Genomic DNA, 25,966 nt, shown 5'->3' with positions numbered 1-25,966 from the left:
TTCTTGAGAATTCTTAATGGTTGGTTGACTTACGCCGTACTGTACTAGTTATAAAATCATTCCCCATTCCTTCTTCCCTGCTATAGACTAATGACTAATGACTAATCACCAATGACTAATGACTAATAATTTAGAGGATCAACTTTTAGCATTACGCCAAGAAGGAGAAATAGCGATCGCTGCCGCCGATACCCTCGAACGCCTAGAAGAACTGCGAGTTAACTATTTGGGCAAAAAAGGTCAATTGGGGGCGCTATTGCGAAGTATGGGGCAAATGAGTGCGGAGGAACGTCCAAAAATTGGGGCGATCGCTAACACCGTCAAAGAAGCCATCCAACACAGTCTTGATCAACAACGCACCACCTTAGAATCTGCTCAAATTCAGGCACAGCTAGAAGCTGAAACAATAGATGTCACCATGCCTGGTATGTACCGTCCCCAAGGTCGAATTCATCCTCTTAATGGCATTATTGACAGAACACTAGATGTCTTTGTCGGCATGGGTTACACCGTTGCCCAAGGCACAGAGATGGAAACAGATTACTACAATTTTGAAGCCCTGAATACCCCCCCAGATCATCCAGCCCGTGATATGCAGGATACCTTCTATTTACCAGATGGTAACTTACTGCGGACTCATACCTCCTCGGTGCAAATTCGCTACATGGAAAAGGAAGAACCACCCATTCGAGTTGTCGCCCCTGGTCGAGTATATCGCAGAGATGATGTAGATGCGACACACTCAGCCGTTTTCCATCAAATTGAACTTTTAGCAATAGATGAAGGACTGACTTTTACAGACCTGAAAGGAACTGTAAAAATATTTTTACAAGCAATATTTGGTGATTTACCAATTCGCTTTCGTGCCAGTTATTTCCCCTTTACTGAACCTTCCGCCGAAGTAGATTTACAGTGGAAAGGACGTTGGTTAGAAGTCATGGGGTGCGGTATGGTTGACCCCAATGTTTTGAAATCTGTTGGTTATGACCCCGAAGTTTATAGTGGGTTTGCTGCCGGTTTTGGTGTAGAACGGTTTGCAATGGTATTACATCAAATTGATGATATTCGCCGTTTATATAATAGCGATTTGCGTTTCTTACAGCAGTTTTAAAGTAGGGGCGGGGTTTCCCCGTCCTCAATAATCATCCCTATTCAATTTTGAAGTTAAAGGGTAAACGGGTATAAACTCCGTTTGGATCATTCATTGTTTGTAAAATACTAATTTCCTGTTGAAACTTTCCTAACTCATTTATGAGGAGATTATTAGGTTTAGTGGGAGTTGTTTCTATTCCTAATTTGGCTTTTGCTTCTTCTAATTGTTTCCCAAAAAACCGTTCTCCAAATGTCCTAACTTGGGGATATTCTTCTAGTTCCCAATCATTACCTAATTTTGCTTGTTTAGCAGCATATTCAATGGCTACATTTAAACCACCAATTTCATCAACTAACCCGATTTGTTTAGCTGCTGTACCTGACCAAACTCGTCCTTGGGCAATTTCTGCTACTTTTGCAGTTGGTAGTTTTCGTCCTTGGGAAACTTTTTGCAAAAATAGATTATAAATGCGGTCAACACTGCGTTGGTAGACTGCTAATTCTTGGGGAGATTTGGGACGGGAAATGGTTTGTTGATCTGCAAATTGGGATGTTTTCACAGAATCCCAGGTGATACCATTATTATTTGCTAATTTTTGACCATTAAATAATACGCCAAAGACACCAATAGAACCTGTAATGGTATTAGCTTGGGCGAAAATACGATTGGAGTCACTAGCAATCCAATAACCACCGGAAGCAGCCATGTCTCCCATTGAGACAATCACGGGTTTAACTTGACGAGTTAATTTAATTTCTCGCTGCATAATTTCGGCTGCGGTAGCACTACCACCAGGGCTATTAATTCGCAAAACTACAGATTTGATTTGATCATTTTGCCTAATTTTGGTGAAGATTGTCGCAAAGCGATCGCCTCCCACTTCTCCACTATCACCGCTACCATTGACTATTTCCCCTTCTGCATAAACAATGGCAATTTTATTGTCTGATTCGGAATTTTTACCAGGAACTTCTGCATAATCACTAAGACTAATTTTGGTAAATGTGGAGTCTGTTTCCTTCTTACCAGTTAATTTTTTCAAGTCTGCTAATACTTCATCTTGGTAAGCAATCTTGTCTACTAAACCGTTAGATTTAGCTTGTGTGGCTTCTAAAATTGCTTGATTATTAGCGATCGCTTGTAATTTCTGCGGCTGTATATTTCGGCTTGTTCCTACGGATGTCCGCCATTCTCCCCAAATATCATCTAACAATTTCTGAGTTTGTTGTCGGTTCTCTGGGCTGAGTTGATTGAGAATCAAGGGTTCTACTGCACCTTTAAATTTACCCACCCGGACAATCTGCACACCAATACCGTATTTTTGAAATGCTCCTGTTAAAAACATGGGTTGTGAACTCAAACCGTTCATTTCCATTACTCCCATAGGATTAACAACGATTTGATTCGCTACGGAACTTAGATAATATTCCTTTTCACTCCAGTTTGTACTATAGGCAATGATCTTTTTCCCGGTTTTGCGGAATTTTTCTAGTGCTTGACGGATTTCTTTGGAGGAAGCATAACCTACTGGACTCGCATCTGTCCCATTTATATAAATACCGACAATACGTTGATCACGCCCTGCTTTGTCTATAGTTTCTACAACTTGACGAAGTGTGATGTTATTTTCATCAACACCGCTCAAAGTTTTTTGCAATAATTGACCAGAACTAGGTTCACTATCGGTGATTTTCATTGATAAGTCAAAAACCAACATTGACTTGTTTTTGACTACTGGGGCTGTACTTTGAGAACTTGTAATTGCAATTAACAGTACCAAAAATCCCACTGTACTAACTCCAGAAAAAATCATCAGTCCCAGTAAACTGCCAATTAAACTTGCTAAGGTTTGTTTAAAAAAATTAGTCATTAGTTATTTAGTCATTAGTTATTAGTCATTAGTCATTAGCCCAAAACCAATGACTAAAAATCAGCTTAGTTCTATTGTATCCGCTGTAAACTCTGAGATTGCTTCAATTTATACAAGCTTTTATTGCCAGTGCAAAATAATACGGTGGTGATTTCAGCAATTAATACCTCTACTAATTCTACTACAGCGGCTTCTGACAATGCTGCTGCTTTCAAAAAAGGCATTGCTAAACCAGCAATATCCGCCCCCAGAGCGATCGCTTTAGCAACATCTAAACCATGACGTAAACCCCCAGAAGCAATTAAGGGAATATGGGGACAATTTGCCCGAATACTGGTAATACAATCGGCTGTAGGTATACCCCAATTCCCAAATGTTTGCCCTAACCGCCGCTGTAAGGATGTTTCAGCCCGTTCACTTTCTACCATTGCCCAAGACGTACCCCCAGCACCTGCTACATCAATAACTTGAACTCCAGCGGCTATTAATTTTTCGGCCATTGTCACTGAAATACCATTCCCTACTTCTTTGGCAATCACAGGGACTGGCAATTGATTACACAAATCTGATATTTTGTCAAGCAATCCGAGAAAATTCCGATCCCCTCTGGGTTGAATAAATTCTTGTAAAGGGTTAATATGTAAGATTAGGGCATCAGCCTCAATCAGATCAATAATTCGCAAACATTCATCAACCCCATATTCATAATTAAGCTGTACTGCACCTAAGTTAGCAAATAGGAGAATATCAGGCGCATATTTGCGAACGGCGAAAGTATCAGCAACTTGAGGTTTTTCCACCGCCACGCGCACAGATCCCACACCCATAGCTAATTGGTATTTTTGGGCGACTTCTGCAAGACGACGGTTAATGATCCCCGCTTGTTCTGTGCCTCCAGTCATAGAGGAAATTAATAAAGGTGCATGGAGATGTTTTCCCAAAAAAGTCGTACTCACATCAATATCTTTACCATCAAGTTCAGGTAAACAAGTATGGCTAAAGCGATATTTTTCTAACCCATTAGTGATTTCTGGAGATTGGACATGATCTTCTAAACAGATACGGATATGATCTGCTTTGCGATTTTGAGTTTGGGCTGGGTTGCTAGTAATAGGGTTCACGGCGTATATATTAAATTACGTTAATATCTATTGTTGCAAATATTGTTCATATCCAAGCTGATCTAATTTGACTTGCTTTTCCATGACTGAATCACATAGACTTTGCCGATAAGCTTGCACTTTTTGCAGTAATTCTGGTTGGTGAGTAGCGAGAATTTGCACAGCCAAAAGTCCAGCATTTTTCGCATTACCAATGGCTACAGTAGCTACGGGTATTCCTGCTGGCATTTGCACGATAGAATATAAAGAATCTACACCTTGTAAGTTACGAGTAGCGACTGGGACACCAATTACAGGTAAAGGAGTTAAAGATGCTACCATACCAGGAAGATGAGCCGCACCACCAGCACCGGCGATAATTACCTTGATACCGCGTTGATGTGCAGTTTGAGCATATTTCACCATCCGTTCTGGGGTACGATGAGCAGAGACAATGGCAACTTCAAATACAATACCAAATTCTTCACAAATAGCGATCGCATCCTTCATGGTAGGCAAATCCGAATCGCTACCCATAATAATACCAATTTCGAGACTCATAGAATTAGGGAAATAATTGACAATTGATAATTGACAATTGACAACGGAGTAATTACCAATCACCAATCACCAAAATAACACCCATGCTGGCAAATGTAGATATTATCAATGCAAAAGTACCCGGTTATCAAGATTTACAAAGAATCTTAGTTAACCAAAAAGGCATAATTAAACAAATTATGTCCATGAAGACAGCATGGGAAGAAGTTACGCCACAAGATTTAAAGGTTTTAGATGTAGCGGGAGACTGGATTTCTTTAGGTGGTGTAGATTTACAAATCAATGGTGGACTGGGGTTAGCATTTCCGGAATTAACATCAGAAAATGCCTATATGCTGAAAACCATCTCCTCATTTCTATGGGAAGCCGGAGTTGATGGTTATTTACCAACCATAGTCACCACCTCTATCGAAAATATTCAGCGATCGCTTGCCATTCTCGCCGATTATACCCCCAGCCCCGGCAAATCTGCACAAATCCTGGGAGTCCATTTAGAAGGTCCATTTTTAAACTACTACAAACGCGGCGCACATCCAGCCGAATATCTTTTACCTCTCACTATTGATCAAGTTAAACGGGTATTAGGTGACTATGCCCATTTTGTCAAAGTCATCACCCTAGCACCAGAATTAGATAGCACAGGTGAAGTTATCCCCTATTTGCGTTCTTTGGGCATCACTGTCAGTTTAGGACATTCTCAAGCCACCGCCGTCGAAGCCCAACAGGTCTTTAACCAAGGGGCGACAATGATCACCCATGCCTTCAACGCTATGCCACCCCTACACCACCGCGAACCAGGGTTACTAGGTGCAGCAATGAACGATCCTCGTGTCTTCTGTGGCTTTATTGCTGATGGTCAGCACGTTGCCCCGATGATATTAAAAATTCTTGTTCGCGCCAGTGAAAACTTATTTATTGTCAGTGATGCCCTTGCACCGCTAGGATTACCAGATGGTATCTATCCTTGGGATAACCGACACATTGAAATTATCAACGGTACAGCCAGATTACAAGATGGGACTTTAGCCGGAACAACCCTACCGTTATTAGTTGGAGTTCAAAATCTAGTAAAATGGGGAATCTGTGATGCAGAAACAGCCATTAACCTCGCTACAGATGCACCTAGACAAGCTATCAATTTACCAACTTATGCCGCCAATCAACCCGCCAATTTATTACGCTGGAAATGGGATGAAATTAGTCAAGAACTCACTTGGAAACGGTTAATTGTCTAAACTATGATTTTTAGGATTTATAGGATCAATCATTGAATCCTTAAATCCTGTACTTCGACTATGGCTACGCCACGCAGTTTACGACAACCGATAGTACCGCAGGGCAGGGTGAAATTAATTAAAGGTTTGTAGTCAGGACTTTAGTCCTGAATTCAGATTTTGGCATTTTGGCATTTTTTTAAGTTATTGCATTGTTATTCTGGGTACGCGAATGTCTTTGTGCGATAATTCCGACTTGCAGAATCCCTCGGTCTACAATAACCGGGGGTCTTTTTTTTGTCTATATTAGCGAAGCATTCGGTGTAAGGGCGTTCGCGGAGCGTGCTGGAAGCATCAGCATTCGGTGTAAGGGCGAAGCATTCGGAAAATAAACTTGGGAAAAAACTGAGAATTAATCGCCCGAATGCTTCGCCCCTACATGGAAAAAACTGAGAATTAATCGCCCGAATGCTTCGCCCCTACATGGGAAAAACCGATAATTTATCGTCCGAATGCTTCGCCCCTACGACTGATAACTTTTTCAACAAATCCTATAAATAAAATAAAAAAATCCCTCTTTTAAATACCAGAACTATAAAATAATAATAGTATTATGTAATACATAAAATCTATACTCACTGTCATCAAGATGACGTTTATCAGAACCTGAGTACAACTAAATATAACTGAAAATATCTTGCCTAAATAGCCGCAACTTCTTACAGGTTAAGGGATTAGTTATGAGTGCATAAATGATCAAACCCTAACCTAAAAATACAAGTACCCCTATGAGAAAAAGCTAGTACCCCTACCCCAACAGAAAATGTAAAGTTCAGTTCAATAGGGGTTTAAACCTATTGAGTACAAACGTAATAATTTTAATATTTCTAATCTGTGTCGCTGATTTTGTCTGTTTAGGAGTTACCTGATATAAGCATAAAAACAGTACAGGATTTTTTCACCTGACAATACAGATGCCCCAGTCTTTAAACAGTATCAGTAAAACCGAGACTGTAGATACAAAGCCACAAAAACCCGAAGATTCTAGACTTTTTTTAGAGTCATTAATTAGTGATTTTCGGATTATTTTTGAGCGTGATCCAGCCGCACGTAATTGGTTAGAAGTAATCTTTTGTTACCCTGGATTTCATGCTCTTTGTTTACATCGGCTTGCACACTGGTTACATATCCATAAAGTGAGTTTTATTCCCCGATTAATTTCCCATTTGGGACGGTTTTTCACAGGAATTGAAATTCACCCAGGAGCAAAAATTGGCAAAGGTGTATTTATTGATCATGGCATGGGTGTTGTAATTGGTGAAACTGCCATTGTGGGAGATTATACACTAATTTATCAAGGTGTAACATTGGGAGGAACTGGTAAAGAAAGCGGCAAACGTCATCCCACCTTGGGTAATAATGTTGTCGTTGGTGCGGGTGCGAAAGTATTAGGAAATATTCAAATTAGCGATCGCGTCCGTATTGGTGCAGGTTCTATTGTCTTGCGTGATGTGCCTCCAGATGCCACTGTTGTGGGCATTCCTGGACGGATTATTTCGAGGAAGTCTAGTAACCGCATTTCTCCCTTAGAACATGGCAAATTACCGGATATAGAAGCAGGTATCCTGCGTTCTTTGCTTTCCCGAATTGAACAACTAGAACAACAAGTACAAACTCTCAAAAGTCATCATCAAGATGATAAATAATGTCAATTCTGTAAATTTTGCTGATGTCACTAAATTGTAACTTTTTAACTGTCGGTGAACAAGTTTTGCAAATTCCTTTAGGTGATAGATGGTGTATTTATCACCGATTGCAAGAGTTGATGATTTCTTGTTCCTGTCCCCCGGATGGGTCTTTACGCGTACAAGTTAATGACCTTCAAGAGGCAATTCTTGTCCGTAGTACATTAATGCAATTTTTTGCTTCTCGTCGTCAATTAGTGACATGGTTAGAGAATTGCTTGTGTAATGGTATTGAGTAAAAATAAAGATATTTCTTGATTAGTATTACTGACTACCATTAATGATTTTGAGAATGTCTAATCACCAGAATATCAAAGAAGTCTTATTGATTTCAAGTCATTGTTTACTCACAAATTATCTTGCACATTGAAGATATTTCACCTAAGCTTAGGTTCACCCAGCTTGCTAAAACTAAAACTCCTTTAATTTAGAGAGGGTAATTAGTAATTGCCTATGGGAATAACTGGTACTTGATGTTGATTTAGTTTGAGATTAGTCCAAATATGGTGATTAATAGTAGTGATAGGAAGTTACTGCAATTTTTACAAAAAGAACTAGCACTTTCCCAAGCGGATATTGCTGTAGCAACGCGACATCCTGAGTTCAATCATGGACCTTTACCGATGCTGCTTTGGCAATATGGTTTAGTGGATTTACAACAACTAGACAGAATTTTTGATTGGCTTGCAGAACACACTTAGTTAATGTAAATGAAAAATTACTAGTAAGAATATGAGGTCAAAATTATGATTACTAGCTTCGTGGCTGGCATGAGTATATTATTTTTTACAGTATTTGCGAATGTTTGGATGGGTTATTGGCTACTTACAAAAACCACAAATTATCATACCAAAAATTCTTTATAAGTTATACCCTTTTTTTGTTTTCTGCCATACAGATGCAATATAAATATTTGAGTAATAATTAAGGATCGTAAATCATGATTAATGATTTATTCGCACAATCAAGTATTTACTGCACATCTACCCCTAAGAAGAATTGTAGCGACCAAGGATATGACAAGAAAACTCCGCTAGAGGGATTTTGAAAATGTATCAGATCATCATTAATGACACGACATTACGTGATGGAGAACAGGCGGCAGGTGTTGCTTTTAACTTAGAAGAAAAAGTAGCGATCGCTCAATTCTTAGATGCCATTGGTGTTCATGAATTAGAAGTTGGTATTCCGGCAATGGGAGAAGAAGAAATTCGTTCTATTGTCGCTATTAGTAACTTAGATTTACAAGCTAAATTATTAGGTTGGAATCGGGCTGTCCTATCAGATATAAAAGCTTCTATAGCCTGTGGATTACAGCGAGTACATATCGCAATTCCTGTTTCTGGAGTGCAAATTGCGGCCAAATTTCATGGTCAATGGCGAGTAAGTTTACAAAGACTAAAAGACTGTATTAGCTTCGCATTAGATCAAGGTCTTTGGGTATCCGTTGGTGGAGAAGATTCTTCTAGAGCCGATGAAAATTTCCTCCAAGATGTTGCCCTTTTATCACAAGAATGGGGTGCATCACGTTTTCGTTTTTGTGATACAGTCGGGGTACTTGATCCCTTCAGCACTCACCTAAAAGTTAAGCGTTTAGTATCAACTCTATCAATTCCTATTGAGATTCACACCCATAATGATTTTGGACTAGCAACTGCTAATGCCTTAGCGGGAATAAAAGCTGGTGCTGTATCTGTAAATACTACCGTTAATGGCTTAGGAGAAAGAGCCGGAAATGCTGCATTAGAAGAAGTAATTATGGCTCTAAAATGTATATATGGTGTTGATTTGGGGATTCAAACTCGACACTTATTAGCATTATCTCAATTGGTTGCTAGAGCGTCAGGTGCTAATGTTCAACCTTGGAAAGCAATTGTGGGTGAAAATACCTTTGCTCATGAGTCAGGTATTCATGCTCACGGTGTATTGCAAAACCCCGTTACTTATGAACCATTCTCTCCTGAAGATGTGGGTTGGGAACGGCGTTTAGTAATAGGTAAACATTCTGGTCGGCATTCATTATCTAATGTATTAGAACAGCACGGAATCTTTCTTGATTCTGAAGAAACCCAAGCTGTTTTAGATGTAGTCCGTCAGCAATCAATCCTCAAAAAACGCAGTCTCACTACAGAAGAATTATTAAATTTAGTCAGCGAAAAAAGGTATTCCCATGCAACGTGATGAAATAGAACTAGACTCGCAACCCATTTTTGAAATTGGTCAAAAAGTTCGAGTTAAGAAACTAATCAAAAACGATGGAACTTTTCCAGGCAGAGAAATTGGGGAAGTGTTAGCAAAAATTGGCGATGTTGGTTATGTATCTAGCATTGGCACATTTTTGCAAGCTTATTATATCTATGCTGTACATTTTTTGGAAACAGGGTACATCATCGGTTGTCGAAAAAGAGAACTAGAATCTGCTGAGGAAACACATGAAAGTAATGCTCCGAATGAATGATGCTGGTACTTTGGTTGTCTATGTCGCTAAAAAAGACTTAGAAGAAGAAGTAGTTAAACAAACAGATGGTGAAGCAGGTAAAATCCTCACTTTAGCTAATGGTTGGGAATTAGAATTTAGTGAATTACCAGATAAAAGCCGTTTACCTCTAACTGTTGAAGCTAAACGACTTTCTTAAAGTTCTCATAAATACAAAGAAGGTAAAAGGTAAAAATATATTTTTACCTCTTCCTTTTTTGGAGGGAATTGTCAATTGCTAATGAAGAGCCGATTATTTTCTATTTGAAAAAATTGAGTTATCGCAAATGGGTGAAAAATATCTGACATTATCGGAATTGAATATTGAGGGACAGTTTTTAGGGTTTGTGGGTAAACAAGCTGGGAAATGTAAACATCTCCAGTTAGCAATTTCTGGGGGAAATATCAAAGTTAAAATTCCCAAAGATTTACGTTTTTCCCTAGTTTCATCTTTAGTTCCCGGTGAACAAATTCGCATAGATGCTATTAGTAAATTAAACCCCCGCAGCCATAAACTAAAACTCCAACCTTATCAAATTCAAGCAGTTGGTTTTTGTTTACTCAAAAATCCCCTTCCTCAACCGAAAGCCAAGATTATGGTTTGTCAAAAATCTGGTTGTATGAAACGGGGTGGAAAGGGGTTATTATCAGACTTAGAAAAAACCTTGTGCGATCGCGGTTTATCGGATAAAGTGACCATTGAACACACCGATTGTCAAAAACGCTGTAGTAGCGCCCCCAATTGTGTTTTGATGTTAGGTAAAAAGCAATACAAGAAAGTTCATCCAGAAGCGATCGCTTCCTTGTTAGAGAATCATTTGAGTTAAGTTGTCAAGATATTTTACAAAATAGTTACCAAGGTGAAAGAGGTAAACTCTCATTCGCCTATTTTTACTGTCAAGAGTTAATATAACGTGCGTTCAACAGAGCTAGACAGTGGCAGAAGGTAGAGCCGGTCAGTCTTTTGGTTCAGAGGGAACTAACAGGGAACGGAAAAAACTCATGTTTTTAAACATGAGATCGAAATATCGCCACAACTTGTGCTTTTGTTCTCAACGTAGCAAACCACTAATCACGTTATGATAGTGGATAGTCTGGTTGTAAATTATGATTGAGTGAACTATTCTATCTCCTCTAATGAAATTGACCTTGGGTCAATATTTCCCTTTGAATTAGATCAATTCCAGAAAGAAGCGATCGCCTCCCTCAATGCTGACCGCTCAGTTGTTGTCTGTGCGCCTACAGGTTCAGGAAAGACTCTCATCGGGGAATATGCTATCTATCGCGCCTTATCTCGCGGGAAACGGGTATTTTATACCACTCCCTTAAAGGCGTTATCTAATCAAAAACTCCGCGACTTCCGCGAAAAATTTGGCTATGATCAAGTTGGACTCCTGACCGGAGATGCCTCCATTCACAGGGATGCACCAATTTTGGTCATGACCACAGAAATTTTCCGCAATATGCTCTATGGCACGCCCATAGGTCAAATTGGCATCTCTTTGACAGACGTTGAGGCTGTGGTGCTAGATGAGTGCCACTACATGAACGATCGCCAACGCGGTACAGTTTGGGAAGAATCAATTATTTATTGTCCCCGTTCCGTCCAACTTGTAGCCCTTTCTGCTACTGTTGCCAACAGTGACCAACTCACCAGTTGGCTAAATCAAGTTCATGGACCAACAGACCTAATTTACTCGGATTTTCGTCCCGTCCCCTTAGAATTTAACTTTTGTAATCCCAAAGGTTTATTTCCGTTATTAAATGAAACTAATACCAAAATTAACCCCCGCTTAGTCAAACGGGGTAAAAAAGGATTTTGGGAAAAAGGCAAAGCTGGTAGACCAGAACCGCCTGGTCTTATTTATACCCTGAGCCAACTTCAACAGCGGGATATGCTACCAGCAATTTACTTTATCTTCAGTCGTCGGGGCTGTGATAAAGCAGTAGAAGAAGTTGGTGATTTATGGTTAGTTAATAATGAAGAGTCCCAAATCCTCCGCCGACAGATTGATGACTTTTTAAGCCGAAATCCCGATGCTGGTCGGTCTGGACAAATAGCCCCACTGTATCGAGGTGTGGCTGCTCACCATGCTGGCATCTTACCCGCCTGGAAAGGACTAGTAGAAGAACTTTTTCAACAAGGATTAATTAAAGTAGTATTCGCTACCGAAACCTTGGCAGCGGGAATTAATATGCCTGCGCGGACAACAGTCATTTCTACTCTTTCCAAACGCACTGACAACGGACACCGCTTACTAAATGCTTCGGAATTCCTGCAAATGGCAGGCCGAGCCGGTCGTCGGGGCATGGATCTACAAGGTTATGTGGTGACATTGCAAACTCCCTTTGAAGGAGCAAAAGAAGCGTCATATTTAGCTACATCCCAGCCAGATCCCCTAGTTAGTCAGTTTACACCCAGTTACGGCATGGTCTTGAACCTGCTGCAAACCCACACCATAGAAAAAGCTAGAGAACTGATAGAACGCAGTTTTGGACAATATATGTCCAATTTGCATCTGCAACCAGATTTTGAAGAAATAGCCCAAGTACAAGGCGAACTATCACAAATTCAGGCACAATTATCCACCATTGATGAAAATGAATTGATGGTATATGAAAAATTGCGCCAACGTCTCAAGGTAGAACGGCAGATTTTCAAAACCCTGCAAGAGCAAGCACATGAAGACCGACAAGCCCAATTGGCCATGATGCTCGATTTTGCTATATCTGGAACTATGTTAAGTATCCATGATAAAAATGCAATTTCACCCCTGCCAATTACAGCAGTATTAATTGATAAAGCTGTGAGTGCCGGTCAAACTTCGTACTTTATCTGCTTAGGGCAAAATAACCGTTGGTATGTGGCAACTTCAGCAGATATATTAGATTTATATGCGGAACTGCCACGAGTGGAAGTACCAACTGATCTGATCCCACCTTCAGAACTGAGCTTGAAACGTGGACAATCTATCCGTGGTGATGAAAATACTCTTGCTGTTGCTCAAAGCATACCCAACCCTGAAGAATTTAACCATCTGCCCACAGAAGTACGAGAACAACTCAGTCGGGTAACTGCTGTTCAAGAGCAATTAGAAAACCATCCCATCTATAAATCGGGGAATATTGCCAATATCTTTAAAGGTAGGGCGCGTTGTGTCGAATTAGAAGCAGAACTGGAACATTTGCAAGAGCAAGTAGCACTCCAGTCTCAAAGATATTGGGAGGAGTTTCTCTGTTTAATTGAGATTTTACAGTCCTTTGAATGTCTGGATAATTTAGTTCCCACGAAATTAGGACAAGTTGCGGCAGCTATTCGCGGGGAAAATGAGTTGTGGTTAGGTTTAGTTCTTTCCAGTGGCGAGTTAGACAATATTGGTCCTCATCACTTAGCGGCAGTGGTAGCTGCTTTGGTGACTGAAACCCCCCGTCCAGATACAAAGATTGATTTTAATCTCTCGAAAGAAGCAGATGCAGCTTGGTTAACATTGCAACCTATTCGCCGTTCTGTGTTAAAGGTGCAGTATCGTCATGGTGTGGCTTTACCGGTAGGTTTGGAAACTCGCTTTATTAACTTGATTTCCTTGGTAGAACAGTGGGCGCTGGGGGTAGAGTGGAAAGTGTTATGTAGCAAAACTACTTTAGATGAAGGGGATGTGGTGCGAATTTTACGCCGGACTCTAGATTTATTATCCCAGATTCCTCATGTTCCTAATTTACCAGATGTGTTGCGGCGTAATGCTCAACGGGCAATGCAGTTAATTGATAGGTTTCCTGTCAATGAGGTGACGGAATAGGGTAGATACAGTTCCAAAATTTAGGACTTCAGCCCAACTACAAAATAACAAAAAAGATGATTGCAGCCATTGATATTGGGACAAATTCTTTACACATGGTGGTGGTGAAAATTGAACCCACATTACCATCTTTTAGCATTGTGACGAGAGAAAAGGAAACGGTAAGATTAGGCGATCGCAATCTGGTGACTGGAGAACTAAAACCAGAAGTCATAGATAAGGCGATCGCTTGTTTGGGAAGATTCAAAACCCTGGCTGATAGCTTGGGTGTAGATAGTATTGTCGCTGTTGCTACGAGCGCCGTCCGCGAATCTCCTAATGGCAAAGATTTTATCCACAAAGTTGAAACCGAAGTTGGTTTAACTGTTGACTTAATTTCTGGTCCTGAAGAAGCCCGACGCATCTATTTAGGTGTCTTGTCGGGGATGGAATTTAATAACCTACCTCACATCATTATTGATATTGGTGGTGGTTCAACAGAATTGATTTTAGGAGATAGCGAAGAACCTCGTTGTCTGACTAGTACGAAAGTTGGTGCGGTGCGATTAACTGGGGAATTAGTTAACTCTGATCCCATCACAGAAACTGAATTTAAATATCTCCAAGCCTACGCTAGAGGAATGCTAGAACGTTCTGTGGAAGAGATTTTAGCAAACTTCAAAATTGGCGATTCTCCCCAGTTAATCGGCACATCTGGCACAATTGAAACTATAGCTACTATTCACGCTAGAGAAAAATTAGGTCTTGTTCCTTCTACTCTCAACGGCTATCAATTCAGTCTTCAAGACTTGCGAACCTGGGTAAATCGCTTGCGAAAGATGACTAATGTCGAACGGGCAACTATTCCGGGGATGCCAGAAAAGAGGTCAGAAGTTATACTTTCGGGAGCAGTAATTCTCCAGGAAGCTATGACTTTGTTAGGCGTAGAATCCGTCACAGTTTGTGAGCGATCGCTCCGAGAAGGTGTAATTGTAGATTGGATGCTAACCCATGGTTTCATTGATAATAGATTACGGTTTCAAAGTTCTATCCGCCACCGCAGTGTATTAAAAGTTGCCAAAAAATATCAGACTAATTTAGAACATAGCGAGCGTGTAGCCGCTTTTGCCTTTAGTATATTTGATCAAACCCAAGGACAACTACATAATTGGAGTGTAGATGAACGCCAATTACTTTGGGCTGCGGCGATTTTACATAATTGTGGTCACTATATCAGCCATTCTTCCCACCACAAACATTCATACTACTTAATTAGAAATGGCGAATTACTCGGTTATAATGAAACCGAAATCGAAATTATCGCCAATATAGCCCGTTATCACCGCAAATCTCCACCCAAGAAAAAACACGACAACTATCGTAGTCTCTTACATAAAGAACATCGCCAAATGGTTAATCAACTCAGCGCCATTTTAAGATTAGCTGTGGCTTTGGATAGAAGACAAATAGGTGCTATTTCTCATATTCAATGTGAATATTTTCCGAATTTTAAGGAAATGAAGATGTTCATTTTCCCATCTTTAAGTAATGATGAATGTGCTTTGGAAATGTGGAGTTTAGATTATAAAAAAGGAATTTTTGATGAAGAGTTTGGGTTGAAATTAGTGCCAGTATTAATGAGGGCTGGTTAAAAGTTTTTTACTAATAACACCTCCAGAATTCTTCACAAATTACCAACAACAAAATCAAACAAATAATGAGCCATTTCTAGTTTAGAACAAGCTGGAATTTCTACCTCTTTCCCTTCTTTGTCTAAAAACACAGCTTGATTATTATCACTCCCAAAACCACTATCAACTTTATCAATCGGGTTGGCGACAATTGCATCTAATTTCTTCCTTTGCAATTTTTCCCGCGCTGGCTTGACAATATCACCCGTTTGTGCTGCAAAACCAATTAAATATTGATGAGATTGTTTGAGTTTTCCGATTTCAGCCACAATATCTGTTACTGGTGCGAGTGCTAGGTTTTCGGGGAGCGATCGCTTGGGCAATTTTTCGCTACTATAATCTCTAGGTTTGACATCTGCAACTGCGGCTGACATGATAATTATATCTGCATTGGCTAAATGCTTTAACATGACCTGCTGCATTTGGTCTGCACTAATTACGGGAATTGCTTCTACTCCCAAAGGTGCTTCCCAACTGGCAGGACAATGGACTAATATTACTTTTGCCCCTCTGTGCAGCGCAGCCTGTGCCAATGCTAAACCCATTTTACCAGTTGAGGGATTGCCAATAAATCGCACGGGGTCTAAATATTCTCTCGTTCCCCCAGCACTGATTAAAACCTGTTTCCCAGCTAAATCTCTGATTCCTTGGGTGTGTAATAAAGATTGAATATAAACAAATATTTCGGCGGGTTCTGCCATTCTACCAGCACCAATGCGATCGCACGCTAATAAACCCGATGCTGTACCAATACCATAAAATCTACCATCTGTCAATAGCTGCCGCCAATTTCTTTGTACCGCCACCTGTTCCCACATATCTGTATTCATGGCTGGTGCTAACAACACGGGACAAGTAGAAGCGAGAACGGTATTTGTTAGTAAGTTATCCGCCATACCATAGGTTAATTTAGCCAAAGTATTAGCAGTTAAAGGCGCAATCACCATTAAATCAGCCCATTCACCTAACTCAATATGCAACGGACGAGAATAGATTGGTTGCCAAAAATTCTCATCAGTATAAGCTTGATGACGAGATAAAGTTGCTAAACTTAAAGGAGTGATAAATTCTTGAGCAGATTTAGTGAGAATAACTCGCACTTCTAGCCCAGATTTAAATAGAGTAGAAACCAATTCACAGACTTTATAGGCGGCGATACCACCGCCTACACAAATAAGAACCCGTTTAGATTGAGAATTTATAGATGATGGCATTTTGGGGCAAAATTCCAATTATCTTTGATAATAGTCCCTCAAACCCAATCTAAAATCCAAAATCTAAAATTCTTAGCCTTCGTCGTAGGGTTCTAAATCTAAGAGGTGGATATAGGGTTCAACTAATTCTGGACGCTGAAAAGCAATTGCTCGGAGTAAATGCCAATCATTCAAACCCTCAAAAGCATTACTATAGTTATCTAATTCTAGCCGTGTAGCTAATTCTTGCACCTCGGTTGCAGTCATAGCAGAAATTTCTGTTTTGGAAATGCTTAGAGTTTTCATAATTTTTGCCCCTCCCTTTTGCAGCACTTGTATTCAGCTTAGGGTGGAGTTGCTCTAAAAGCTTCCACCTGATCTATCTTACTCACTAATGAGCATTAAATTTGTAAAAATTCTTGTGATTTTTACCCGAATCTGTAAAATTTTTGTAACTTTAGTTAACTAATTGTGTTGATAACAAAAGTTCGTAACACTTCTAGCATTTGTAAATTAATTTCATGTCCCATTGCAAATTCATGATACTCCACATTTACTCCTAGAGATTCTGTAACTTCTCTGGACTTAATTGCAGCTTTTAGCGGTACAACTTCATCCTGTGTCCCGTGCATGATTAATGTCGGCGGAAAAATGCCTTTATTCAACATGGCTACGCTAGGATGCAAATAGCCACTCATCACGACTAAACCAGCCAAAGGTAAGCTTAATCCTACATCTAAAGTCATCGCTCCACCTTGAGAAAATCCGCTCAAAATTGTGCGCGATAATGGCACACCTGTATGACTTTCTAAAGATTGCAACCAATCTATGAGCAGTTGTTTACTTTCTACCAATCCATCATACATAGTTTCTGTCCGCAGGTCATACCATGCTTTACCTGTATCAGTATAGGGATGAGGATAAGGAGCATTTGGGAGAAGAAACTCGTACTCTGGTAAGTTGACATAAGGTATCAAAGATGCAACGTCTTGAGCATTTGCACCCCAACCATGCAAAGTGACGATTAAAGCGTCTGGTGTTTTGTTTGTTGGTGGAGAAACCCTAATAAAATCTAATGTTGGAGTCATGAGTAATTGAGGAATTAATGCAGATACAGTATACCGCGTGTCAATCCAGTACACATTTCCAAACTTTTTTCTCTGTTCTGGACATTTTCATATTTTGCTACTACTCCCCAAGCTAATTATGAATCTGAGCAACCTTTCGGTAGAATGTTCTTCACAGAAAGCAATTTAGTCCAAAGGAATCTGGGGAATTATGGCACGTTTAGCCCTGCTGAGTGTATCTAATAAAACTGGTGTAATTGATTTAGCCCGGAGTTTGGTTGAAGAATTTGGCTTTGATATCATCAGCAGTGGGGGAACAGCCAAAACCCTAAAAGATGCAGGAATACCAGTTACTAAGGTTTCTGATTATACAGGTTCACCGGAAATTTTAGGTGGTCGGGTAAAAACTCTTCATCCTCGCATTCATGGCGGTATTTTAGCACGGCGGGATGTGGCACAAGATGTCACGGATTTAGAAAATAACCAAATTCGGCCGATTGATTTGGTGGTAGTTAATCTTTATCCTTTTGAAGAAACCATTGCTAAACCTGGTGTTACTTTAGCTGACGCGGTGGAACAAATTGATATTGGTGGTCCGGCAATGTTAAGGGCTTCGTCGAAAAATTACGCCCATTTGACGGTATTATGTGATCCTGCCCAATATGGTGAGTATTTACAAGAATTACGCCAAAATGGGGAAGCTTCTTTAGAGTTTCGCCAAAAATGCGCGTTAAAGGGATTTTTGCATACTGCTAGTTATGATAATGCGATCGCAGCTTATTTAGCTGGAACACAATCTGAAGAATTTACTGTTTCTGGTACACAACTCCAATCTTTGCGTTATGGAGAAAATCCTCACCAACCCGCAGCATGGTATCAAACGGGAAGTACCCCCATTGGTTGGACAGCAGCGACTAAACTGCAAGGTAAGGAACTCAGTTACAATAATTTGGTAGATTTGGAAGCTGCACGGCGGATAATTGCTGAATTTACGGAAAGTCCCGCAGCGACAATTATCAAACATACTAATCCCTGTGGAACTGCGGAAGCGGAAACTATTTTTGACGCTTATCAAAAAGCCTTCAATGCTGATTCTATCTCGGCTTTTGGGGGAATTGTAGCTTTAAACCGTCCTCTTGATGCGGCGACAGCGACGGAATTAACTAAGACATTTTTGGAGTGCGTGGTTGCTCCTGGTTGTGATGAAGAAGCTCAGGAAATTTTAACTAAAAAAGGTAATGTCAGAGTTTTGATTTTACCAGATTTGCTGACTGGACCCAAAGAAACTGTGAAAGCGATCGCAGGTGGGTTTTTAGTCCAATCTGCTGATGATATCATTGCCGATCCTACTCAATGGCAAGTTGTCACGGAACGTCAACCTACTCCCAGTGAGTTAGCTGAATTACTGTTTGCTTGGAAAGTTTGCAAACACGTTAAATCCAATGCTATCGTAATTGCGAGCGATCGCACGACTTTGGGCGTAGGTGCTGGACAAATGAACCGTGTGGGTTCGACAAAAATCGCTATCGAACAAGCCGGAGCAAAAGCCCAAGGAGCATTCCTAGCTAGTGACGGCTTCTTCCCCTTCGATGATACCGTCAAAGCCGCCGCAGCCGCCGGAATTACCGCCATTGTCCAACCAGGGGGAAGTGTCCGCGATAAAGATTCTATCAAAGCCGCTAATGAACTCGGTTTACTCATGGTTGTAACTGGTGTACGGCACTTTTTACATTAGGTTTGGTAATGGGTGATTGGTGATTGGTGATTGGTAATTGGGAAAAGAATATTTCTTTTTATTTCTCTCCCCTGCCCCCTGCTCCCCTGCCCCTGCCCCCTGCCCCTCTGCTCCCTGTTCCCTTCTTGAAACTATTTTAAAAAATGTTGCATAAGCTACTTGCCAATTAACTAAAATAGTGATAAGTTATATTTGTGTGTGAGGAGCAAGTTTAAAAAACGTCTGGGGTGGAAACACGGCAACACTCCCAGGCGTTTTTTAATGGAAATAAAAATTTTCAGCAAATAAATAATAGGATTCGTAGGCGCGTATCCTTGACGGAATCTGAAAGTATCAGCATTCGGTTTAAGGGCGTTCGCGAAGCGTGCTGGAAGCATCAGCATTCGGAAAATAAACTTGGGAAAAAACCGATAATTAATCACCCGAATGCTTCGCCCCTACAAACGTTATTGTCTCCTCCCTGTCTGTCACCTGTCACCTGTAACCTGTCACCTTCTTCCTGACTTCTGAAAACCAAATGCTCGCTTCATGTGCAAAATATATAATTCCCGAAATGTTCCCAGAATGATCTAATATTTTGGCAATTTGGCAGACAACTATTTTAATTTACAGCTTTAATGGAATATCAACAGGGTGAAGGAGAAAGTTAGGAAGTTATTGATGTGTGGATTTACTCCAGCATGAGACACTTCTGAACCCGACAAGAAACGATAGATGCGGTGCTGTCAAACACAGGAGAATATTGCGACATTCAAGTAACAGCCATTGCCAATATTTTAACAGCAAGTGGCTAAGAATCGCAAAAAAGATATATAGATAGTATTTGACCGATTGCCTAGTGAACAAACGGATATATTCAGTCCAGCATTGAACTGTACGAGTACAAATTAACTTGAAAATAGTTGAGTTGTGAAAAAAGTATGGAAAGTTAATAACTTAGTTTTTAATCACGCAGCATTTCGGAGATGATGGCATCAGCTTGTAATCTCTTGTAAGTTAAGTGAACTAGGTTAGCTTCATCTGATTGTCCACAAACATAGCAAGCTAGACTTAGAGCATCTAATAACATTAAAGTAGAAATTCCGTCTGCTGCTAAAGATGAAATATATTCGGAAACGCCTTTAGCACAGGTTTCTGCTGGCATGAGTACCAATAACAACCGCAGACAATCTGCTGATGCCATCATCCCATCTAACTCATGAGTCTGTGTGGCTAATTGAACAATGCCAAGGACGATTTGATTAGGGGAAAGACCTTCTTTAATTAAGAGGGCAAAGAAGGAAGTTAAATGACATGGGGTGCTGTGATCAAGTTTGATATTCATAGTGCTTATTAAATTCAGTGTAACAATAATCGCAGATTTTTTGGCTAATCCGGAAAAATCGAAGAAATTTTTTGTTTTTTTTCTCCGTAAGATTCTCAAACCTTCTAGCAGATGTCACCCCAATTTGTCAACTTGAGTTTTAATCAATCGTTGGACACTAGCCAATGCAGGATTTAACTCATAGTTCCGTATCCCTTGATGCTGTAAATAAGCTAATTGTTCCTCTTCCATCATTTTTATATCTTGGATTACTAAACCATCGAGTAATTTTTGGGCTACACCAAATAAACTGTCTTTAATAAACCTTCTAAACCAAATCGGTAGCTTATGTAACCGCCAAAAGGCATTTAAAGATGTAAAGTGGATCAAGTAGGCTTTGGTTTCAGTCTCGTTGATAGGACACAGTAAACAGTAAATTTTAAAATCTTTACCTAATGTTGATACCCAATGAGGGTAAACATAACTTACATCTAATGGTTCTGGATGTAAACGCCTCAAACCGGGAAAAAATAGTTGGGAAATAGACCAAATTTTATCTATTTGGTAATAACTTTGGGCTGTGTAATGGGCATGAATTTGGCTGTGATCTTCATCAATACTTTCTAGTGATGCTGCTGCCCATGCTTGTAAATCTTGATGTAAATGCCCATGATACATATCCATGAGGTTTTCTATCAAGTAGGAATAATGGGCTTGACAGTGAATAATGGCAACGGTAGCAATATAGTTTAAATGCTCCCATTCAGGTAATCCCAATGGTTCTACGCTTGGTTCACTGTCTCCAGGAAATAGCCAAATAAAGCCATCTTGTTCTTGGACTGGATAAGTACGAAGTTGACAAGTTGGTAATTTTTGATTTGTTGCTAAATAAGGAACTTCTGTACATTTACCTGATTCACCAAAGCGCCAACCGTGATATGCACATTCTAGGTCATTACCAATTACTTGCCCGTGGCTGAGTTTAACTTGACGGTGAGGACAACGATCTTCTAAAGCGTGAACTTTTCCTGTACTATCTCGATAGAGTGCGATCGCTTGTTTCCAAATCTTTACCCCCAAAGGTTGATTTGTAACTTCACTACTACGGGCAACTACATACCAATGATCAGGGTTAATACCTAATGTTCTCACATCTCGACTTTGGACGACAGGCAAGGTAGATTCTGGCATTTTTGGTAGCATGATAGTAGATTAAAGCAGTGACTATATTATTAGAAAAAAATCTGTATGGCAAGCTACCTAGAAACCCAATCCCCAGATCAGTTGGTGGATCAACTTATTGAGGAAACCACAGGACTAAACCATGTGGAAGTCATTGAAAATGTGATTGACACCCTAGCACAAGATCAAAGTGCAATGGTTAGCCATTCTGCTGAAGGTGAATATCTGTGGAAATTCCAGTATGGCAGTGTCGAAGTATTCGTACAGTTGACGGGGACTACTGACGAAGATACTATCACTGTTTGGTCTGCGGTACTCAAGTTACCTGTTCAAGATGAACCCAGATTAACGCGATACCTGTTAGAGTTGAACTGCGTAAGTACCTTTGAAGCCCGTTTTGGGATTATTAACAATCAAGTAGTTGTGATTTCTACACGCACCTTAGCAGAATTGTCTCCAGGGGAAGTTTCCCGGATCATTACTATCGTTGCAACTATCGCTGATGATAATGATGAATATCTGCAAGCTGAATTTAGTGCAGTTTAAATAATTTTAGTTTGGGGGATTCAGCAGGTGTGGCGACTTATTCCTACTTTAGCAGCTTCCGGTAATATCCAAATGGCTGTTGACCGCTGGTTATTAACACAGCATGAGTCGGGAAAACATCCGCCAACTTTACGTTTTTATACTTGGTCGCCACCTGCAATTTCTCTGGGTTATCATCAACGTCAATATCCCGAATTTTGGGAAAATTTAACTTGGAACGGCGAAAAATTGGATTTAGTGCGTCGTCCTACGGGTGGGAGGGCGGTTTTACATCAAGGTGATTTAACTTACAGTGTAGTGACATCTGGACTAGGGGGAAATCGTCTAGATGTGTATGCAAAGATTTGTGAGTTTTTGATTCAAGGATGGCGATCGCTCGGTGTGGAGTTGTACTATGGCCAAGCTGGACGCGGTTATATCCACAATCCTAATTGTTTTGGGACGGCTACAGGTGCAGATTTAGTTTTAGCTGATGGTTCTAAACTAATTGGTAGCGCCCAATTACGCAAAGGTGACGCGGTTCTCCAACATGGTTCTATGCGGTTAAATCCTGATCCGGATTTGTTTAAAAAAGTATTTGATCAAGAGTATTTCAGTTCTGCAAAGTTTCCTCAAACTATTAATCAAGAAACAATAATTAATGCTTTAATTGCGGCTGCTTGTGATTGTTTTGCGATGGAAATAGAGGTGAAACCTTTATCTGAAGATGAGTGGGATATGATTTTGGATTATTGTTGATGAGGGTAGGTTATTAGCCTAACCCACAATTTTTTGTTTCGCGCAGAAACGCAGAGGAAGCAAAAAGTCTATTTTAGTTTTTATCTTTTGTATGATGTTTACTTTTTAGATTGTCATGTTTTACTTGTAGTTCATACCATTCGTTTAAACAGTATTCTGACCAACAAAAACAGTATTCATTCCAACAGAAATCACATAATCCTTGTTCTTTTATTTGCTCATTGTTTGCTGATTTTTGGAGTAAACAAGTACGCGGACAATGGACATAATTATTCATTATTTTATCCTGAGTAAGTTAATAATTGGCACGGGTAAAAGGTGAGAAATTCTTTTTACCTAAACAAATTTGTTCATAATGTTGACCAGCAATTTCCCATGTAAATTCACTTTCTATGAGTTTTCTTGCATGAAGAGAAAGTTCTAGTCGTAGTTCTGGTTTTTCAAATAGTTGAGAAATTGCGGTGACATATTCTCCGGGCTGATTGGCTCGAAGGGCGCGTAATGGCGTTGTTTTGCCATCTACTGCTAATCCTTCCAAACCGCGATCGCTTCCTACTACGGGAACGCCTGCGGCCATGGCTTCTAGGGTTTTATTTTTAATCCCAAATCCTGTTCGCATAGGGATGACACAAACGGCAGATTTGTGCAGGTATTCCACCATGGAAGGGACTCTACCTGTAACATTTACACCTGGTTGATTTTGCAGTTCTAAGACTTCGGGAACAGGACGAGAACCGACGATATCAAAAACTGTATCGGGATACTTTTTTTGAATTTCTGGTAATATCTCTTGACTAAAAAATCGCGCTGCGTCTATGTTGGCGATATAATCCATTGCTCCAATAAAAATTAGCCGATATCCACCAGGATCATGATTCCGCATAGGGAATAAATCTAAATCTACGCCATTAGGAATTACGGGAATTGCTTGTTGATTGCTAAATTCTTGAAATTGGATTTTATCTTCTTCTGTGGTGACTACAATATCAGAAAATTTAGGACAGAATCCTTTTTCATAGCGACGTAAAAGGGGTAAGTATAAACTATCTCGCAGTTTATTTTCGGCTGTACCAGTTTCTAACTGATTCAGACAAGTTGCATAAACAGAACTATGAACATCAACTATGGTTTTTACCTGGTTCTTGAAATGGGGACGGATATAAATTTCGTTAACGCTATGTTCACAGGTAATGACATCACATTTACCAGATTCGACAAATTTATCAATCCATTGCTGCATTTCTACTGAATAGCGGTTCAGAACATTGGGGGAAGTTCCTTGAATTAAAAATGTACTAAATCGCTGGATTTTTTGGAGGATTCCTGAGAAGTTACTACTAGGAAGAGGACGGGGAAAAATTACCAAATCATCAACATAATTACGTAATTCGGCAATTTCTGTATCTGTTACATAGGTATCACGCTGTGTTACCAGGGTAATATGATGACGTTGACGCAGGTACTTGAGTAAATAAAAAGTCCTAATTTCCGTTCCTCCCCTTGTGGGTGGGTAGGGAAATGTGGAAGATAGCATGAGGATATTCATAGTTTTGAATTATCTGATCATCTCAAAGATGATACATATAAATCTCGCGGTATGGTGGAATTTATTTAATATTTGTATAAAATTTTTCTGAAAAAATATATGCAGTTTAATATTGTGCGCTAGGTGTGGAGGTAAACTTCTCTTCAGGGAGTAATAAAAATTTGCAGCATATAGTAACTAATCATACTAATTAGAGTTACTATAGAAAACGTGTGTTAATTTTTTGTGATTCGCGCTAAAGTAGTCAGGTGTCAAATACAGCAAGACTACCCGTATGGAAACGAAAGAGTTAAAGTTTATCTTAAAGCTGTTGGGATGTCCCAATTATCGCACTGGCTTGAGTTCCAGCACTTTTGATGGTTTTAAAAGTGAGAAAAACAAAATTTGTCGAGACTTAGGCGATCGCGAACTGGTAGACTATTCGCGTGAGATTGCCACAGTTAAAATTTTACCTCCTGGTCAGGCTCTGTTGAAACTAGACCCAGCCGAGTTACCCATCACTGATAAAGAACGTAAGGTGTTGGATAAACTCAGTAAAGCTACTGCTAAAATCGCCCCCAGTGAAATTACTTCTCTGAAAGCTGCGGAACGAGCCGAGATATTGAAAAGCTTGAATGAACGGGGTTTAATTTCAGCAGAAATCAAAATTCAAAGAATTAAAGCTGAGGTTTGGCTGACTGAAAGAGGGATTGAGTTTTTGCGGGATGAATATATTCCCAATAAAGGCGCTAACCCTGTTATTAGTTTGGAATTGCTGGGTAATTATCTGCGCTTTTTACGGAAGAATTTACGGGTTAAGCCAGAACAAGTTTCTGTTCCACTACCTACCAATAAACAATCAAGTGTAGAAACTATCATCAATCCCAGTGATGAAGAAATTTTACAACTTATCGAGAAATTAGACCAAGAACTGGGTACAGAGAATTATTTACCCATTTTCCATTTACGGCAAAAGTTACAACCACCAATGTCAAGGGAAGAATTAGATCAGGCTTTGTATCGGTTGCAAGTTAACAACCACATTGAGTTGAGTACCTTGGCTGAACCTGACAAATTTACATCTGAACAGCTAGACGCAGGAATATTCCAACGTCAAGGTAGTTTAGTGTTTTTTATTACTTTAAACTAAA

24 protein-coding genes are annotated in these 25,966 nt (G+C 39.9%); 15 read left to right on the top strand and 9 right to left on the bottom strand.

Features of this window, described 5'->3' with window-relative positions; translation table 11 throughout:
* Positions 1–118 precede the first annotated feature (118 nt).
* A complete protein-coding gene (gene pheS, locus FJR04_RS01755; protein WP_168491253.1) occupies positions 119–1,111 on the top strand; it encodes a phenylalanine--tRNA ligase subunit alpha in 993 nt (330 codons plus the stop codon).
* 37 nt (positions 1,112–1,148) lie between these two features.
* On the opposite strand, the gene sppA is transcribed toward pheS, so the two are convergent.
* The 3 genes from sppA to purE all read right to left on the bottom strand — a co-directional run bounded on the left by sppA (position 1,149) and on the right by purE (position 4,624).
* Entirely contained in the window at positions 1,149–2,963 is a 1,815-nt protein-coding gene (sppA, locus tag FJR04_RS01750) for a signal peptide peptidase SppA (protein ID WP_168491250.1), read from the bottom strand.
* 71 nt (positions 2,964–3,034) lie between these two features.
* Positions 3,035–4,084 carry a type 2 isopentenyl-diphosphate Delta-isomerase gene (fni, locus tag FJR04_RS01745; protein WP_168491248.1) on the bottom strand — a complete coding sequence of 350 codons (1,050 nt, stop codon included), beginning with the start codon at positions 4,082–4,084 and terminating at the stop codon, positions 3,035–3,037.
* Between the two features lie 27 nt (positions 4,085–4,111).
* Entirely contained in the window at positions 4,112–4,624 is a 513-nt protein-coding gene (gene purE, locus FJR04_RS01740; RefSeq protein ID WP_168491246.1) for a 5-(carboxyamino)imidazole ribonucleotide mutase, read from the bottom strand.
* 83 nt (positions 4,625–4,707) lie between these two features.
* Between purE and nagA the strand changes: the two genes are divergently transcribed.
* From nagA to FJR04_RS01690, 10 genes are all read left to right on the top strand, one after another.
* Complete coding sequence (gene nagA, locus FJR04_RS01735; protein ID WP_168491244.1) at positions 4,708–5,859, top strand: N-acetylglucosamine-6-phosphate deacetylase; 1,152 nt, start codon at positions 4,708–4,710, stop codon at positions 5,857–5,859.
* A 953-nt stretch (positions 5,860–6,812) separates the two neighbouring features.
* Positions 6,813–7,544, top strand: coding sequence for a serine O-acetyltransferase (gene cysE, locus FJR04_RS01730; protein WP_168491242.1), 732 nt, complete (start codon positions 6,813–6,815; stop codon positions 7,542–7,544).
* Positions 7,545–7,567: 23 nt separating this feature from the next.
* Entirely contained in the window at positions 7,568–7,822 is a 255-nt protein-coding gene (locus FJR04_RS01725) for an Asr1405/Asl0597 family protein (protein ID WP_168491240.1), read from the top strand.
* A 264-nt stretch (positions 7,823–8,086) separates the two neighbouring features.
* Entirely contained in the window at positions 8,087–8,284 is a 198-nt protein-coding gene (locus FJR04_RS01720; RefSeq protein WP_168491238.1) for a DUF2949 domain-containing protein, read from the top strand.
* Positions 8,285–8,633: 349 nt separating this feature from the next.
* Positions 8,634–9,764, top strand: coding sequence for a homocitrate synthase (nifV, locus tag FJR04_RS01715; protein ID WP_168491236.1), 1,131 nt, complete (start codon positions 8,634–8,636; stop codon positions 9,762–9,764).
* Positions 9,754–10,041 carry a nitrogen fixation protein NifZ gene (locus tag FJR04_RS01710; protein WP_015078853.1) on the top strand — a complete coding sequence of 96 codons (288 nt, stop codon included), beginning with the start codon at positions 9,754–9,756 and terminating at the stop codon, positions 10,039–10,041. Before nifV ends, FJR04_RS01710 begins: the two co-directional genes overlap by 11 nt.
* Entirely contained in the window at positions 10,016–10,219 is a 204-nt protein-coding gene (gene nifT / locus FJR04_RS01705; protein WP_168491234.1) for a putative nitrogen fixation protein NifT, read from the top strand. Before FJR04_RS01710 ends, nifT begins: the two co-directional genes overlap by 26 nt.
* 127 nt (positions 10,220–10,346) lie before the next feature.
* Positions 10,347–10,886 carry a (2Fe-2S) ferredoxin domain-containing protein gene (locus tag FJR04_RS01700; protein WP_168491232.1) on the top strand — a complete coding sequence of 180 codons (540 nt, stop codon included), beginning with the start codon at positions 10,347–10,349 and terminating at the stop codon, positions 10,884–10,886.
* A 288-nt stretch (positions 10,887–11,174) separates the two neighbouring features.
* Positions 11,175–13,856 carry an RNA helicase gene (locus tag FJR04_RS01695; protein WP_168491230.1) on the top strand — a complete coding sequence of 894 codons (2,682 nt, stop codon included), beginning with the start codon at positions 11,175–11,177 and terminating at the stop codon, positions 13,854–13,856.
* Positions 13,857–13,912: 56 nt separating this feature from the next.
* Positions 13,913–15,487, top strand: a complete 1,575-nt coding sequence (locus FJR04_RS01690) for a Ppx/GppA phosphatase family protein (protein WP_168491228.1) — start codon at positions 13,913–13,915, stop codon at positions 15,485–15,487.
* A gap of 32 nt (positions 15,488–15,519) precedes the next feature.
* On the opposite strand, the gene coaBC is transcribed toward FJR04_RS01690, so the two are convergent.
* From coaBC to FJR04_RS01675, 3 genes are all read right to left on the bottom strand, one after another.
* A complete protein-coding gene (gene coaBC, locus FJR04_RS01685; protein WP_168491226.1) occupies positions 15,520–16,740 on the bottom strand; it encodes a bifunctional phosphopantothenoylcysteine decarboxylase/phosphopantothenate--cysteine ligase CoaBC in 1,221 nt (406 codons plus the stop codon).
* Between the two features lie 72 nt (positions 16,741–16,812).
* Positions 16,813–17,025, bottom strand: coding sequence for a DUF2555 domain-containing protein (locus tag FJR04_RS01680; RefSeq protein ID WP_168491224.1), 213 nt, complete (start codon positions 17,023–17,025; stop codon positions 16,813–16,815).
* A gap of 155 nt (positions 17,026–17,180) precedes the next feature.
* Positions 17,181–17,807 carry an alpha/beta hydrolase gene (locus FJR04_RS01675; RefSeq protein WP_168491222.1) on the bottom strand — a complete coding sequence of 209 codons (627 nt, stop codon included), beginning with the start codon at positions 17,805–17,807 and terminating at the stop codon, positions 17,181–17,183.
* Positions 17,808–17,997: 190 nt separating this feature from the next.
* Between FJR04_RS01675 and purH the strand changes: the two genes are divergently transcribed.
* Entirely contained in the window at positions 17,998–19,521 is a 1,524-nt protein-coding gene (gene purH, locus FJR04_RS01670) for a bifunctional phosphoribosylaminoimidazolecarboxamide formyltransferase/IMP cyclohydrolase (protein WP_168491220.1), read from the top strand.
* 943 nt (positions 19,522–20,464) lie between these two features.
* On the opposite strand, the gene FJR04_RS01665 is transcribed toward purH, so the two are convergent.
* Together FJR04_RS01665 and FJR04_RS01660 are read right to left on the bottom strand one after the other, a co-directional pair.
* Positions 20,465–20,845 (bottom strand): hypothetical protein, encoded by a 381-nt coding sequence (locus FJR04_RS01665; protein WP_168491218.1) that lies wholly within the window; start codon positions 20,843–20,845, stop codon positions 20,465–20,467.
* A gap of 114 nt (positions 20,846–20,959) precedes the next feature.
* Complete coding sequence (locus FJR04_RS01660; protein ID WP_168491217.1) at positions 20,960–22,015, bottom strand: aromatic ring-hydroxylating dioxygenase subunit alpha; 1,056 nt, start codon at positions 22,013–22,015, stop codon at positions 20,960–20,962.
* A 57-nt stretch (positions 22,016–22,072) separates the two neighbouring features.
* On the opposite strand from FJR04_RS01660, the gene FJR04_RS01655 reads away from it, so the two are divergent.
* The gene (locus tag FJR04_RS01655) at positions 22,073–22,552 is read left to right on the top strand and encodes a YbjN domain-containing protein (RefSeq protein ID WP_168491215.1); all 480 of its coding nucleotides are present in this window, start codon (positions 22,073–22,075) and stop codon (positions 22,550–22,552) included.
* A gap of 72 nt (positions 22,553–22,624) precedes the next feature.
* Positions 22,625–23,290 (top strand): biotin/lipoate A/B protein ligase family protein, encoded by a 666-nt coding sequence (locus tag FJR04_RS01650; protein WP_168491648.1) that lies wholly within the window; start codon positions 22,625–22,627, stop codon positions 23,288–23,290.
* 295 nt (positions 23,291–23,585) lie between these two features.
* Here the strand turns inward: FJR04_RS01650 and FJR04_RS01645 are convergent, their stop codons facing one another.
* Positions 23,586–24,836, bottom strand: a complete 1,251-nt coding sequence (locus FJR04_RS01645; RefSeq protein ID WP_168491213.1) for a glycosyltransferase family 4 protein — start codon at positions 24,834–24,836, stop codon at positions 23,586–23,588.
* Positions 24,837–25,110: 274 nt separating this feature from the next.
* On the opposite strand from FJR04_RS01645, the gene FJR04_RS01640 reads away from it, so the two are divergent.
* Positions 25,111–25,965, top strand: a complete 855-nt coding sequence (locus tag FJR04_RS01640) for a transcription factor RcaD (protein ID WP_168491211.1) — start codon at positions 25,111–25,113, stop codon at positions 25,963–25,965.
* Position 25,966 lies beyond the last annotated feature (1 nt).

This window comes from Anabaena sp. UHCC 0204 (assembly GCF_009711975.1).
In the GTDB taxonomy this organism is placed as follows: Bacteria; Cyanobacteriota; Cyanobacteriia; order Cyanobacteriales; family Nostocaceae; genus Dolichospermum.
The sequence above is the reverse complement of the archived record's forward strand: the minus strand, read 5'-3'. Positions and strand labels throughout refer to the sequence as shown.

Bases quoted from the DNA above. Each gene is read 5' to 3' on its own strand.
- FJR04_RS01675 (WP_168491222.1), bottom strand. From the start codon at position 17,807: ATGACTCCAACATTAGATTTTATTAGGGTTTCTCCACCAACAAACAAA.
- FJR04_RS01660 (WP_168491217.1), bottom strand. From the start codon at position 22,015: ATGCCAGAATCTACCTTGCCTGTCGTCCAAAGTCGAGATGTGAGAACA.
- cysE (WP_168491242.1), top strand. From the start codon at position 6,813: ATGCCCCAGTCTTTAAACAGTATCAGTAAAACCGAGACTGTAGATACA.
- FJR04_RS01655 (WP_168491215.1), top strand. From the start codon at position 22,073: ATGGCAAGCTACCTAGAAACCCAATCCCCAGATCAGTTGGTGGATCAA.
- sppA (WP_168491250.1), bottom strand. From the start codon at position 2,963: ATGACTAATTTTTTTAAACAAACCTTAGCAAGTTTAATTGGCAGTTTA.
- FJR04_RS01650 (WP_168491648.1), top strand. From the start codon at position 22,625: ATGGCTGTTGACCGCTGGTTATTAACACAGCATGAGTCGGGAAAACAT.
- FJR04_RS01700 (WP_168491232.1), top strand. From the start codon at position 10,347: ATGGGTGAAAAATATCTGACATTATCGGAATTGAATATTGAGGGACAG.
- purH (WP_168491220.1), top strand. From the start codon at position 17,998: ATGGCACGTTTAGCCCTGCTGAGTGTATCTAATAAAACTGGTGTAATT.
- nifT (WP_168491234.1), top strand. From the start codon at position 10,016: ATGAAAGTAATGCTCCGAATGAATGATGCTGGTACTTTGGTTGTCTAT.
- nagA (WP_168491244.1), top strand. From the start codon at position 4,708: ATGCTGGCAAATGTAGATATTATCAATGCAAAAGTACCCGGTTATCAA.
- FJR04_RS01640 (WP_168491211.1), top strand. From the start codon at position 25,111: ATGGAAACGAAAGAGTTAAAGTTTATCTTAAAGCTGTTGGGATGTCCC.
- FJR04_RS01710 (WP_015078853.1), top strand. From the start codon at position 9,754: ATGCAACGTGATGAAATAGAACTAGACTCGCAACCCATTTTTGAAATT.
- FJR04_RS01665 (WP_168491218.1), bottom strand. From the start codon at position 20,845: ATGAATATCAAACTTGATCACAGCACCCCATGTCATTTAACTTCCTTC.
- FJR04_RS01680 (WP_168491224.1), bottom strand. From the start codon at position 17,025: ATGAAAACTCTAAGCATTTCCAAAACAGAAATTTCTGCTATGACTGCA.
- nifV (WP_168491236.1), top strand. From the start codon at position 8,634: ATGTATCAGATCATCATTAATGACACGACATTACGTGATGGAGAACAG.
- purE (WP_168491246.1), bottom strand. From the start codon at position 4,624: ATGAGTCTCGAAATTGGTATTATTATGGGTAGCGATTCGGATTTGCCT.
- FJR04_RS01720 (WP_168491238.1), top strand. From the start codon at position 8,087: ATGGTGATTAATAGTAGTGATAGGAAGTTACTGCAATTTTTACAAAAA.
- coaBC (WP_168491226.1), bottom strand. From the start codon at position 16,740: ATGCCATCATCTATAAATTCTCAATCTAAACGGGTTCTTATTTGTGTA.
- FJR04_RS01725 (WP_168491240.1), top strand. From the start codon at position 7,568: ATGTCACTAAATTGTAACTTTTTAACTGTCGGTGAACAAGTTTTGCAA.
- pheS (WP_168491253.1), top strand. From the start codon at position 119: ATGACTAATAATTTAGAGGATCAACTTTTAGCATTACGCCAAGAAGGA.
- FJR04_RS01645 (WP_168491213.1), bottom strand. From the start codon at position 24,836: ATGAATATCCTCATGCTATCTTCCACATTTCCCTACCCACCCACAAGG.
- FJR04_RS01690 (WP_168491228.1), top strand. From the start codon at position 13,913: ATGATTGCAGCCATTGATATTGGGACAAATTCTTTACACATGGTGGTG.